This window comes from Rhodoferax sp. AJA081-3 (assembly GCF_017798165.1).
In the GTDB taxonomy this organism is placed as follows: Bacteria; Pseudomonadota; Gammaproteobacteria; order Burkholderiales; family Burkholderiaceae_C; genus Allorhodoferax.
Window position 1 is genome coordinate 1,197,963 of record NZ_CP059068.1, and the last position, 12,658, is coordinate 1,210,620.

Annotated in this window: 12 protein-coding genes; 6 read left to right on the forward strand and 6 right to left on the reverse strand. The window is 60.8% G+C overall.

Annotated features, from left to right (window positions below; all coding sequences use genetic code 11):
* The first annotated feature begins 105 nt into the window (after positions 1–105).
* Genes HZ993_RS05595 through HZ993_RS05610 form a run of 4 tightly spaced genes read left to right on the forward strand, consistent with a single transcriptional unit; the run spans position 106 to position 4,526 of the window.
* The gene (locus HZ993_RS05595) at positions 106–1,125 is read left to right on the forward strand and encodes an NADP-dependent oxidoreductase (RefSeq protein WP_209396269.1); all 1,020 of its coding nucleotides are present in this window, start codon (positions 106–108) and stop codon (positions 1,123–1,125) included.
* Between the two features lie 37 nt (positions 1,126–1,162).
* A complete protein-coding gene (locus HZ993_RS05600; protein ID WP_209396270.1) occupies positions 1,163–2,761 on the forward strand; it encodes a thymidine phosphorylase family protein in 1,599 nt (532 codons plus the stop codon).
* Positions 2,761–3,651, forward strand: coding sequence for a ribose-phosphate diphosphokinase (locus HZ993_RS05605; RefSeq protein WP_209396271.1), 891 nt, complete (start codon positions 2,761–2,763; stop codon positions 3,649–3,651). Before HZ993_RS05600 ends, HZ993_RS05605 begins: the two co-directional genes overlap by 1 nt.
* Positions 3,652–3,662: 11 nt before the next feature.
* On the forward strand, positions 3,663–4,526 hold the full coding sequence (locus HZ993_RS05610) for a TIGR00730 family Rossman fold protein (RefSeq protein ID WP_209396272.1): 864 nt from the start codon (positions 3,663–3,665) through the stop codon (positions 4,524–4,526).
* Positions 4,527–4,624: 98 nt separating this feature from the next.
* Here the strand turns inward: HZ993_RS05610 and HZ993_RS05615 are convergent, their stop codons facing one another.
* The 5 genes from HZ993_RS05615 to HZ993_RS05635 all read right to left on the reverse strand — a co-directional run bounded on the left by HZ993_RS05615 (position 4,625) and on the right by HZ993_RS05635 (position 9,549).
* The gene (locus HZ993_RS05615; RefSeq protein ID WP_209396273.1) at positions 4,625–5,827 is read right to left on the reverse strand and encodes an MFS transporter; all 1,203 of its coding nucleotides are present in this window, start codon (positions 5,825–5,827) and stop codon (positions 4,625–4,627) included.
* Complete coding sequence (gene rmuC, locus HZ993_RS05620) at positions 5,824–7,266, reverse strand: DNA recombination protein RmuC (protein ID WP_209398296.1); 1,443 nt, start codon at positions 7,264–7,266, stop codon at positions 5,824–5,826. The genes HZ993_RS05615 and rmuC overlap by 4 nt, the downstream gene beginning before the upstream one ends.
* A gap of 112 nt (positions 7,267–7,378) precedes the next feature.
* Positions 7,379–8,389 (reverse strand): D-glycerate dehydrogenase, encoded by a 1,011-nt coding sequence (locus tag HZ993_RS05625; RefSeq protein WP_209396274.1) that lies wholly within the window; start codon positions 8,387–8,389, stop codon positions 7,379–7,381.
* 15 nt (positions 8,390–8,404) lie between these two features.
* Positions 8,405–9,109 carry a nitroreductase gene (locus tag HZ993_RS05630; RefSeq protein ID WP_209396275.1) on the reverse strand — a complete coding sequence of 235 codons (705 nt, stop codon included), beginning with the start codon at positions 9,107–9,109 and terminating at the stop codon, positions 8,405–8,407.
* A complete protein-coding gene (locus tag HZ993_RS05635) occupies positions 9,106–9,549 on the reverse strand; it encodes a thioesterase family protein (RefSeq protein ID WP_209396276.1) in 444 nt (147 codons plus the stop codon). Before HZ993_RS05635 ends, HZ993_RS05630 begins: the two co-directional genes overlap by 4 nt.
* Before the next feature lie 261 nt (positions 9,550–9,810).
* Between HZ993_RS05635 and HZ993_RS05640 the strand changes: the two genes are divergently transcribed.
* Positions 9,811–10,356: a phasin family protein gene (locus HZ993_RS05640; RefSeq protein WP_209396277.1), complete on the forward strand. Its 546-nt coding sequence runs from the start codon at positions 9,811–9,813 to the stop codon at positions 10,354–10,356.
* A gap of 215 nt (positions 10,357–10,571) precedes the next feature.
* On the opposite strand, the gene HZ993_RS05645 is transcribed toward HZ993_RS05640, so the two are convergent.
* A complete protein-coding gene (locus HZ993_RS05645) occupies positions 10,572–11,480 on the reverse strand; it encodes a patatin-like phospholipase family protein (protein ID WP_209396278.1) in 909 nt (302 codons plus the stop codon).
* A gap of 103 nt (positions 11,481–11,583) precedes the next feature.
* On the opposite strand from HZ993_RS05645, the gene HZ993_RS05650 reads away from it, so the two are divergent.
* Entirely contained in the window at positions 11,584–12,624 is a 1,041-nt protein-coding gene (locus HZ993_RS05650; protein ID WP_209396279.1) for an extracellular solute-binding protein, read from the forward strand.
* Positions 12,625–12,658: the final 34 nt, after the last annotated feature.

Sequence of the window (12,658 nt, forward strand, 5' to 3'; positions counted from 1 at the left end):
CAACGGTCTATTCAGCCAACTTATTGCTTTCTACACTCCAGTCCATAGTTTCGACAATCCCGTTGGATACCACCAAAAACCCTGTTTTCACACCCGGAGATCACCATGAGCAACACCACCGTCAACCACCAATTCAAACTCGCCGCCCGCCCTGTGGGCCCCGTCAAGGTCAGCGACTGGAACCACACCCAAGAGCCGCTGCGCGACCCGGCCGAGGGCGAAGTCGTCATCCAAGTGCTGTACATCTCTTTGGACCCCGCCATGCGCGGCTGGATGAATGACAGCAAGGCCTCTTACATCCCGCCCGTGGGCTTGGGCGAAGTCATGCGTGCGCTGGCCGTGGGCCGTGTCACCGCCTCCAAGAACCCCAAGTTCGCTGTCGGCGACCATGTGACCGGCCTGCTGGGTGTGCAGGACTACGCCTATTCCAACGGCCAGGGCCTGACCAAGGTCGATCCCAAGCTGGCACCCCTGCCGGTCTACCTGAGCACACTGGGCATGCCCGGCATGACGGCCTACTTTGGCCTGCTGGAAGTGGGCCAGCCCAAGGCCGGTGACACGGTTGTGGTCTCCGGTGCCGCCGGTGCGGTAGGTGCCGTCGTGGGCCAGATCGCCAAGATCAAGGGTGCACGCGTCATCGGCATTGCCGGTGGTGCCGACAAGTGCCGCTACCTGGTCGAAGAGCTGGGCTTTGACGCCGCCATCGACTACAAGTCCGAAGACGTGGCCGCCGCGCTGGCCAAACATGCGCCCCAGGGCGTGAATGTGTACTTTGACAATGTCGGTGGCGACATTCTGGACGCCGTGTTGACCCGCCTGGCCCGTGGTGCCCGCATCGTCATCTGCGGCGCCATCTCGCAATACAACAACACCACACCGGTCAAGGGCCCGGCCAACTACCTGTCGCTGCTGGTGACACGTTCGACGATGACCGGCATCGTGGTGTCCGACTACTACGACCGCGCCATGGAAGCCGCGATGGTGATGGCCGGCTGGATTGCATCGGGCAAGCTCAAGACGCGTGAAGATGTGGTCGAAGGTCTGGACAACTTCCCCAAGGCTTTTGACATGTTGTTCACCGGTGCGAACAACGGCAAACTGGTGCTGAAACTGGCAGCGGCTTAAGCGCCGGGCGGTGGCCATTCGGGTGTACGCTTATGGCATGCACATTGCACCCGATGGCCAAGCGCCCAACACCCCGTCAACCCCACCCGCCCCGGCACTGACCACCCTGGCATTGCGCCGGGTGGCGATAGACACCTACCGTGAAAACGTGGCCTACCTGCACCGGGACTGCGCCGTGGTGCGGGCCGAGGGTTTTCAAGCACTGTCCAAGGTGGCGGTGCGAGCCAATGGGCAACGCATACTCGCTACCCTGAACATCGTGGATGACCCGGTGATTGTGGGCTGTGATGAATTGGGTCTGTCCGAAGATGCTTTTATGCAACTGGCTGTGGCAAACGGCTACCCGGTTTCCATCTCCCAGGCGGAGCCCCCTGAGTCGATTGGCGCTTTGCGCCGCAAGATTTCCGGGGAGCGACTCAACCAGGCCGATTTCAAGGCCATCATCCGCGACATCGCTGACCTGCGGTACTCCAAGATCGAACTGACCGCCTTTGTTGTTGCCACCAACCGCGACGAGTTGGACCGCGAAGAGGTCTACTACCTGACCGAAGCCATGGTCGCCAGCGGGCGCCGACTCGACTGGAACGAACCCCGCGTGGTCGATAAACACTGCATTGGCGGCATCCCCGGCAACCGCACCTCCATGCTGATTGTTCCGATCGTCGCCGCCCACGGTATGTTGTGCCCCAAGACCTCGTCACGCGCCATCACCTCACCCGCCGGCACAGCCGACACCATGGAAGTGCTGGCCAATGTGGAACTGCCTATTGAGCAACTCCACGATCTGGTCCGCAAACACCGGGCCTGCCTGGCCTGGGGCGGCACGGCCCATTTGTCACCGGCAGACGACGTATTGATCGCCGTGGAGCGCCCGCTGTCGCTGGATTCACCGGGGCAGATGGTGGCTTCCATCCTCTCCAAAAAGATCTCCGCGGGCTCCACCCACCTGGTGCTGGACATTCCGATTGGCCCCACAGCCAAGGTGCGCTCCATGCCCGAGGCACAACGTCTGCGCCGCCTGTTTGAATACGTCGCCCAGCGTATTGGCCTGTCACTGGACGTGGTCATCACCGACGGCCGCCAACCTATTGGTTTTGGCATTGGCCCGGTGCTGGAGGCGCGTGACGTGATGCGGGTGCTGGAAAACGATCCCCGTGCGCCCATGGACCTGCGCCAAAAATCCTTGCGCCTGGCCGGACGCCTGATTGAGTGTGACCCCGACGTGCGCGGCGGCGACGGCTTTGCCATTGCCCGCGACATACTGGACTCGGGCCGCGCCCTGGCCAAGATGAACGACATCATCGCGGCGCAGGGCGCCAAGGGTTTCGACCACCGCACCACCGCCTTGGGTGCCTTGAGTTTTGACGTGCGCGCACCGGTTGCCGGCATGGTGGTCGGCATCGACAACCTGCAGGTGGCCCGCATCGCCACGCTGGCCGGTGCGCCCAAGGTCAAAAGTGCGGGCGTTGAGTTGTTGTGCAAGCTGGGCGATACCGTCGCAGCCGATGACGTGCTCTACCGCGTGTACGCCAGCTTTGCACCAGACCTTGAGTTTGCCCGCCAGGCCTGCCAAAAGTCCAACGGTTATGCCATCGGCAAGGCCGCCGACCTGTCCCATGTTTTTGTGGAATCCTGATGCCCAACTCCGCCCTGTTATTGCACTTTGAAGAAGACCAACCCAGCGCGGCGCGTATCGCCCAAGCCGCAGGGCTGGAGATCGCATGTATTGCGCGCCACCGTTTCCCCGATGGTGAACTCAAGCTGCGCCTGCCGCCCGAACTGCCTGCCCGTGTCGTACTGCTGCGCACTCTGAACGATCCCAATGAAAAGCTGGTCGAGTTACTGCTGGTGGCGCAAACCGCACGCCTGCTGGGTGCCCACCACCTGACGCTGGTCGCGCCCTACCTGGCCTATATGCGGCAAGACATCGCCTTTCAGGCCGGTGAGGTGGTCAGCCAGCGCGTCGTCGGCAAGTTCCTGGCCTCGCTGTTCGATGCCGTCATCACGGTGGACCCCCATTTGCACCGCATCGCCAAGCTGGAGGAAGCGGTGCCTCTGGCCCAAGCCCTGGTGCTCAGCGGGGCGCCGTTATTGGCAGACCACATTGCCACCCAGCGCCACAACCCGCTGTTAGTGGGCCCTGATGAAGAATCTGCGCAATGGGTCGCCCAGGCCGCAGCGCGGCACGGTTTCGACCACGCGGTGTGCCACAAGATTCGCCGGGGGGACAAAGACGTGCAGATCGCCTTGCCCGACACGGCGGTTGGCGGTCGTGCTGTGGTGCTGCTCGACGACGTGGCCAGCAGTGGCCACACGCTGGCCGGTGCGGCCAGGCTGTTGCTGGCCGCGGGCGTTGCATCGGTAGATGTGGCGGTCACCCACGCTTTGTTTGCGGGCGACGCCTTGCAGGTCATCCAGCAGGCCGGTGTTGGCCACGTGTGGAGCACCGATTGCATCACCCACCCCAGCAATGCCGTTAGTATGGCAAGCAGCATTGCTGAATCACTGGTTACCCATATCCTCTAGAAAGCTGTCACTTGGAATCTCCGAAATACCTGAACGAGCGTACATTGGCCGATGCCTGGGCCGATTTAAAAGCCCATGCCGACGCCGGTATCCCCCTGCAACCCGACGCCTACCGGCTGGCCTTTGCCGACCCCGAATTTTTGTTGCGCCGCGAGACCCGCGGCATACGTTTCCAGCTGGAAATGCTCAAGCCCGATCTGGAGCAGCATGAGCAGGGTATCGAGAACACCATTGTTGTTTTTGGCAGCGCGCGCTTCAGCGCGCCTGAAGACGCGCAGCGCATCATGGAGGAGGCCCGCAAGAGTGGCGACGCCGCAGCCATAACACAGGCCGAACGCCATCTGCGCAACGCCCACTACTACGAACAGGCCCGCCAGTTTGGGCGCATCGTGGCCACCAAAGGTGCCAGCATGCCGCCGCGTGAACGCCTGTATGTGTGCACCGGCGGCGGGCCGGGCATCATGGAGGCGGCCAACCGCGGTGCGTCCGAAGTCGGTGCCCTGACCGTTGGTTTGAACATTGCACTGCCACACGAGCAGGCGGGCAACCCCTACCTGACACCCTCACTGAGCTTCAAGTTCCACTACTTTGCGCTTCGCAAAATGCACTTCATGATGCGCGCCAAAGCCATGATCGCCTTCCCTGGCGGGTTCGGCACGCTGGATGAACTGTTTGAAGTTATTACCCTGGTGCAGACCCGCAAGGCCAACCCTATTCCGATCATTTTGTTTGGCTCAGAGTACTGGAAACGCCTGCTGAACCTGGACGTGTTGGTGGAAGAAGGCGCCATCTCGCCAGAGGACCTGAGCCTGTTCCAGTACACCGACACGCCGCAGGAAACCTGGGACGCCATCGAGGCCTTCTATAAGACCTAAAAAAACTCGCCCCCACGCTCCGCCGCTGCGCGGGTCGCTGCCCCCCGAGGGGGCTAATTTACCTTGGGGCGGCCCGGCGGTAAATTGCGACAAAAGGGCTACGGCCTCAGGCGCCAGGCAAGAGGGGCTCCAGCCCCTACCATCGCGCCCACGGTCCAAAAGACCACCGACACCCCCACGACCAGCCCCGCCGTGCCAAACAGCATGGGCATCAGCACGCTGGACAGGTTCAGTGTCATCAACCGCAAGCCTATGGCTTGGCCGTGTAATGCGTGCGGGGTGATCTGGTGCAGCGTGCTCAAGATCATGGGCTGCACCGTGCCCAAGGAGAGGCCCAGCAGCACCGAGCACAGCCCCATGGTCCACGGTGATTCCATCAGCGGGTAGACGGCAAACAGCAGCGCTGTGGTCACCATGGCGCCAGTCACAACCACCCACTCACGCAAGTGTGCGGCCACCAGCGGCAGGATCACCCGCACCACCGCACCCGACACCGCCATGCACCCCAGGAGCACACCAATCACCGAAGCGCTAAACCCCCGCTCGTGGCCCAGCATGGGCACCACAAAGGTGTGCACATCCCAGCAAGACGACAGCAGCCAATTCACCATCAACAGGCGTCGCATCTGCGGGTCGCGCAGCAGATCCCATATCTTGGACTGGGAGGAGCCGGCTGCCTGTTCTAACGGCGGCAATTCCTGCGTATGGCGCACCCAAAACCAGGTCATCAGCGGCATCACGGCCATCAGCAAAAATGCTGCCCGGAAACCGTTGGTATCACCCGCAGATCCGCCCACCCACAGACCCACGTGGTCAATCAGCAGCCCTGCGGCCACCGGGCCCAGAAAGTTCGATACGGCGGGGCCAATGGCCAGCCAACTGAACACCTGTTTGAGTTCGGTCGTGTCCTGCGCAGCCCGCCCCACATGGCGCTGCAGCGCCACAATGGCCACCCCGGTGGCGCCGCCCATCAACAAGGCACTGATACACAGCATCGCAAAGTGCGGCACAACACCGGCAAGCGCCCCACCCATAACTGCGGCGATCACGCCCAGGCGCATGGGTTTGAGCAGGCCATGGCGATCGGCATAACGCCCGGCGGGTATCGCCAAAAACACCTGAGACACCGAGAACTGCGCCAGCAACATTCCCACCGCCAGCGCGCTATAACCTTCGCGCAGCGCCAGCAGGGGTGCGGCCATGCGCATACCCGCCATGCTGCCGTGCAGAAAGATCTGGCCGAGTATCAGCCGGGCCAAGGCCAAGGCGCGGGACGGTTCAGCGCTGGGCGCAGGACTCATGCGCTGGTGTCGGCGTCGGGCTCGCCACCGGCGCCGTCAAAGTCTTTGTCGAAGGGAATCAGGGCTTGAGCCTGCGTGTCGGGCAGGGCTTCCACCTTTTTCAGTGCACGGCCCATGGCGCGGCTGCGGGTCTCGGCGTTGTCCAGCGTGTTGAGCACGGTCTGGGTCTGCGATTTAACCTTGGCCAGCACACCACCAAATTTTTCGAACTCGGTCTTGACGGCACCCAGCACCTGCCAGACCTCGCTGGAGCGCTTCTCCAGCGCCAGCGTTCTAAAGCCCATTTGCAGCGAACTCAACATGGCCAGCAAGGTGGTAGGCCCGGCCAGCGTGACACGGTGGTCGCGCTGCAGACTTTCCATCAGGCCGGGGCGGCGCAACACCTCGGCGTACAGGCCTTCGGTGGGCAGGAACAAAATCGCAAAGTCGGTGGTGTGCGGTGGCTCCACGTATTTTTCGACCATGGACTTGGCCTCCAGCCGTATGCGCAGCTCCAGCGCCTTGCCTGCGGCCTCGGCGCCCAACACGTCCGCCCTGCCCTGGGCATCGAGCAAACGCTCGTAATCTTCGTTGGGAAACTTCGCGTCTATAGGCAGCCACAGCGGCGCGCCGGAGTCGGACTTGCCGGGCAGCTTGATCGCAAAGTCGACGACGTTTTTGCTGCCTGGGCGCGTCGCGATCTGCACCGCGTACTGGTCGGGTACAAAGACCTGTTCCAGCAGGCTGGCCAGTTGTGCCTCGCCAAAGATGCCGCGGGTCTTGACATTGGTCAGCAGGTGTTTGAGGTCGCCCACACCCTGGGCCAGCGTCTGCATTTCACCCAGGCCTTTGTGCACCTGCTCCAGGCGGTCGGCGACCTGTTTAAAACTCTCGCCCAATCGCGCCTGCAAGGTGGTCTGCAGCTTTTCGTCCACCGTGGCGCGCATTTCGTCCAGCTTGGCAGAGTTGGTGGTTTGCAGCTGGGCCAACTGTTGGTTCAGGGCATCCCGCACGGCCGTCATGCTGCGGGTGTTGGTGTCGCTCAACTCGGCCAGGCGGCGGGCCGTGGACTCGCCCATGCCAGAGAGTTGGGTGTGCAGGGTGTCGGCCAGCGTCTTTTGCATCAGCGACAGCTGTTGGCCAAAGGCGTCGATTTGTGTGTTTTGAGTGCGCGTGGCCTCGGCCCCTTGCTGTGTCAGCGATTGCTGGAAGGTGGCCAGGTTCTGTGTCAGCTCCTGGCGCGCGCCCTGGGACGATTCGGCAATCTCGCGGCGCAGCTCGCGCTCCAGGCGCTCATTGGCGGATTGCAGCAAAACCCGCAGGTCCTGCAGCTCCTTGCGCTGCAGTTGTGCGTCCAGCCCCGCCTGGGCATCACCCGCACGCAGGCGACCCAGCGCCAGCGCCGTCCAACCGGCCACGAGCAGCGTCACCAACGTCAGCGCCAGCAGCGCCCAAACCATTCCATCATTCACCGTATCATCGCCTTCTAAACCAGTTCCATATGAAAAATGGGCCTCTAGCCCCCGTCGGATATAACCATTTCGCTATACTTTTAATAGCATATTGATAGGTTTATGCAGTGCCTTGCTGCACCAGCCGGTCGGCATTCAGCGGCGTCACCGCCTTGCCGTGCACCAGATACCCGATCAGATTGTCCACTGCCAGCATGGCCATCGCGCGGCGCGTGCCCATGGTGGCGCTGGCGATGTGGGGCGTCAGCACCACGTTGGGCACGCTCAGCAGGTCCGGGTGGACATTGGGTTCACCTTCAAACACATCCAGCCCCGCTGCGGCAATGCGTTTGTCGCGCAATGCGGCGGCCAGTGCGGCATCGTCCACAATGCCGCCGCGGGCGATGTTGGTCAGTGTGGCAGTGGTCTTCATCAGCGCCAGTTCGGCCGCACCTATCGTGTGGTGAGACGCGGCAGAGTACGGCACGACGAGGACCACGTGGTCGGCCGTCTGCAAAAGCTCTTCTTTACTGACATAACGTGCCTTGCAATCGGCCTCGGTCGTGGCGTCCAAGCGGCTGCGGTTGTGGTACACGACCTGCATGCCAAAGCCCAGGGCGCCGCGGCGTGCGATGCCCTGGCCAATGCGGCCCATGCCGATGATGCCCAGTGTGGAGCCATGGATTTCGGCCCCGGCAAACATGTCGTAGCGCCAGCTCTTCCATTGGCCGGCGCGCAGAAAGTGTTCACTCTCTGTCACCCGGCGCGCGGCGGCCATCATCAGCGCAAAACCGAAGTCGGCCGTGGTTTCGGTCAACACGTCGGGTGCATTGCTGGCCAACACGCCGGCGGCGCTCATCGCGTCCAGGTCGAAGTTGTTGTAGCCCACGGCCATGTTGGCGCAAATCTTCAGGTCCGGGCATTGGGCCAGCAGGGCGGCGTTGATAGCGATGGAGCCCGTGGTGAAGGCGCCCGCCTTGCCCTGCAGGCGTTGTACGAGTTCGGCTGGTGTCCAGTTCACATCGCTCTGGTTGGACTCTACGTCGAAGTGTTCAGACAGGCGCGCGATCACATCGGGGAAGACGGCACGGGTGATCAGTACACGGGGACGCTGTGTGGAGGTTGATGTCATGGATTCGTCTGCGCCCTATTCCAGCCAGGTGGTGAAGTCTTGCGCCGGCACGCGGGGCGTGTGGAAGCCATTCACCACGGCAGATTCATCCGCATAACCCAGTGACATGCCGCAGACCAGCATCTCGTCTGGCCCGGCGCCAATATGCGGCAGGATGATCTTGGCAAAACCGTTCCACGCAGCCTGCGGGCAGGTGTGCAGGCCATGGCCGCGCGCGGCGACCATGATGTTTTGCAGAAAGGCTCCATAGTCCACCAACGAACCGCGGCCAAGGACACGGTCCACGGTAAACATCAGGCCTACGGGAGCATCGAAGAATTTGAAGTTGCGCTGGTGCTGGGCGTGCATCTTGTCCTTGTCGGCCTTGCCTATGCCCAGCAGACCGTACAGGCCCCAGCCGTTTTCGCGGCGCCGGTCGATGTAGGGGCTGACCCATTTCTGCGGGTAGTAGTCGTACTCTTCCACATACTCGGCGGCCAATGCCGGGTTGGCACGGATGGCGTCGTGCGCGGCGCAGACCTGCTCTACCAGTTGCGCCTGCTTGGCGCCCTGCAGCACATAGACACGCCAGGGTTGGCAGTTGGTGCCTGAGGGTGCGCGGCTGGCGACCTGCAGGATGTGTTCGATGGTGGTGCGGTCCACCATCTGGTCGGTGAAGGCCCGCACGGACATGCGGGACGTGATCGCTGCGTCGACGGCAGCGGAAGATGGTGATGTCATAACAATGCTTCCAATACAGTTTTGAGCCGCTGTGGCAGGGGTACGGGCCTACGCGTGATTTTGTCTACATAAACGTGCACAAAATGCCCCTTGGCGGCCGTGGTGTCCGCGTCGCCAAAGATGCCTACCTCGTAACGCACACTGGAAGTGCCCAGGTGCGCCACCCGAATACCCACCTGCACGGTCTGCGGAAATGCCAGGGATGCAAAGTAGTTGCAATGGGTCTCTATCACCAGGCCTATGGTCTCGCCGGCATGGATGTCCAGTGCGCCGTGTTCGATCAGGTGGGCATTGACCGCGGTGTCAAACCAGCTGTAGTAGACGACGTTGTTGACATGACCGTAAGCATCGTTGTCCATCCAGCGGGTGGTGATGGGGCGAAACGCCTTGTAGGCGCTGCGGGACTCGGGCGCGGGTTTGGGGGGATTGGTATTCGGCATGGCTTGATTCTGCCAGCCCCTACCTGCCAAATCTGGTAGCTTGCGCCGCGATCCATCCGCACTGACACTTGTGTGACCCGGCCATGACAAACGCTGGATATAGAGAAATTGTTCTAAATTGTTGCGACGCAGCAAAAAAGACTTGCGCTGCGGTGCAGCATCTCTATAATTCAAACCATGCTGCACTGCAACATCAACAAGCCATCTGGGCAGTTACGGAGCAGATAGTAAATTTTTACCGCAACTCTAGGAGATATTGACATGATGACTGTTGAACAACTGATGACTTCCCACAAAGCCAACATCGAAACTCTGTTCGGCCTGACCAGCAAGGCTTTCGAAGGCGTCGAGAAGATCGTTGAACTGAACCTGACTGCTTCCAAGGCAGCTTTGGCCGAAGCCAACACCCACACCCAGTCCCTGCTGAGCGTGAAAGACGCACAAGAACTGTTGGCCCTGCAATCCGGCCTATTCCAGCCTTTGGCTGAAAAGACTGCTGCTTACAGCCGCCACCTGTATGACATCGCGACCGGCACCACTGCCGAGTTCGGCAAGAACTTTGAAGGTCAGGCTGCTGATGCCCAGAAGAAGTTCATGGGTCTGGTTGACAGCGCTGCCAAGAACGCACCTGCTGGCTCTGAGTCCGCTGTGGCGATCATGAAGAGCTCAGTGGCTGCTGCCAACAACGCTCTGGAATCCGTGCAAAAGGCTGTGAAGCAAGCCACTGAAATGGCCGAAGCCAATTTCAATGCCGTGGCCGCTACTGCGACCAACGCTACGAAACAAGCCACTGCCAAAAAGCGTTAATTAGCCCCTGGTGAAGGCGCAGGCCACTGCGTTTTGGAGCGCCTTCTCTAGCTGTCAAGGGAAAACCCTGACATAATTAATCCAACACGGAAACACATGTGTTTCCTACCGGTTGTCTCCTCGGGTCCTTTCGAAACCATCAGGTTCAGGGATCCCTTCAAGGCCTCGTTGCAAGACGGGGCCTTTTTTTTGGCCCTACTTTCCGATGCCGTACTTCAGCGGGTTTTGGCAGCGATTGCGGCCCGCAATTGTGGCAAGAGTTGCAACATCGCTTTGCGCCCCGCTTCGATGGACTTTTTGCGTGAGCCAAAGTCCGCACTGGCGACCCCGACCAAACCGGGTTTGACCACGATGTCCGCTTCCTTGAGCTCAAAGTAGTTGATGCTTTTGCCCATGATGGCAAAGGTCTGCAACAACACGTCCAGCGTTCCGCCGGACAGATTGCCCTCCGGTGCGCTGGAGATGTCAACCGCGATCACCAATTCAGCGCCCATCTGGCGCGCGGCGCGCACGGGCACGGGCGAGACCAAGCCACCGTCCACATATTCACGGCCCGAAATTTTGACGGGCTGAAAAACAGCCGGAACTGCGCTGGACGCCCGCACGGCAGTGCCAGTATCACCACGCTGAAACAACATGCTCTGGCCACTGTTGAGGTCTGTGGCAACAATGCCCAGCGGTAAAACCATATCCTCGATCAGGCGTGACCCCACTTGGCCATTGACATACCGCGCCAGCGCATCGCCGCGCAGCATGCCGCGGTTGAACAGCGGCAGTGTCCAATCGGCGATGGTGGCCTCCTCCATGGTCTCGGCCACGTTTTGTAGCTGTTTGCCCGTTTTGCCGCTGGCATAAAACGCGGCTACCAGGCTGCCGGCGGAGGTACCGGAGACCATGGAAGGGCGGATGCCAGCCTCCTCCAAGACCTGGATTACACCGACATGCGCAAAACCCCGGGCCGCGCCACCGCCCAGGGCAAGACCTATACGGGGTGGTATTTTGGGAGCTACAACAACAGCAACCGGCGGCGTAACAACAGGCGTGTCGATGACCGGCGCATCTTTGGGTGTTGACGCGCAGCCTATGAGAGCAAGTGTGGCAACCAGTGAAATATAGAACTTCATGAAAGCAGAATCCGGGGAAATACCGGATGTATTGATTGCGAATGATTCGCGTTTGTAATATGATGAGGGCACTCTACACCCAAACCGACACCGAGGCTTCCAAATGAAAACCCGTATTGCCCTAGCCTGTTTGCTCAGCATCGTTTCCGCGACCACCCTGGCGCAGGAGCAGGTTCTGAACATTTATTCAGCACGCCATTACCCGACGGACGAAGCACTCTACGCCAACTTTACCAAAGCCACTGGCATCAAACTCAACCGTGTGGACGCCGACGACGCCGGTATTCTGGCGCGCCTAAAGGCCGAAGGTGCAGCATCCCCGGCTGACATCATTTTGTTGGTCGATGCCAGCCGCCTCTGGCGCGGTGAAACCGATGGTCTGTTCCAGCCCATCAAATCCAAGCTGCTGGACGATGCGATTCCCGCCCAATACCGTGGCAAAGCCAATGCCAATGGAGAAACACCCTGGTACGGTTTTTCCACGCGCGCGCGCGTCATCGTGTACGACAAGCTCAAGGTGAAGAAAGAAGACGTGGACACCTACGAAGAACTGGGTGACCCCAAGAATACCGGTAAATTGTGCATCCGCTCGGGTTCGCACCCGTACAACCTGTCGTTGTTTGGATCGGTGACCGAACACATGGGTGAAGCCGCCGCTGAACAGTGGCTCAAAGGCATGGTTGCCAACATGGCACGTGCGCCAAAGGGTGGCGATACGGACCAGATCAAGGCCGTCGCATCGGGAGAATGTGGCATTGCCGTTAGCAACTCGTACTACCTGGCGCGCCTGATGCGCTCTACCAAGCCCGAAGACCAGACCGTCATCGAACGTGTGGGCGTCGTCTTCCCCAACCAGTCCACATGGGGCACCCACGTCAACATCGCAGGCGGCGCAGTGGCCAAAAATGCCAAGAACCCGGCAAATGCCATCAAGTTCCTGGAGTACCTGGCGAGTGCATCCGCACAAGACCATTTCGCCAACGGCAACAACGAATGGCCCGTCGCAAAAGGGGTGAAGATCAACAACCCTGCTCTGCAGGCCATGACAGGCGGTAGCTTCAAAAGCGAGACCATACCCATCAGCGTGGTGGGTATGAACCAGGTCAAAGTGCAACAAATGCTGGACCGCGTGGGCTTCAAGTAAACACCCGCCAACAAGCGGGCAAAAAAAGGCCCCA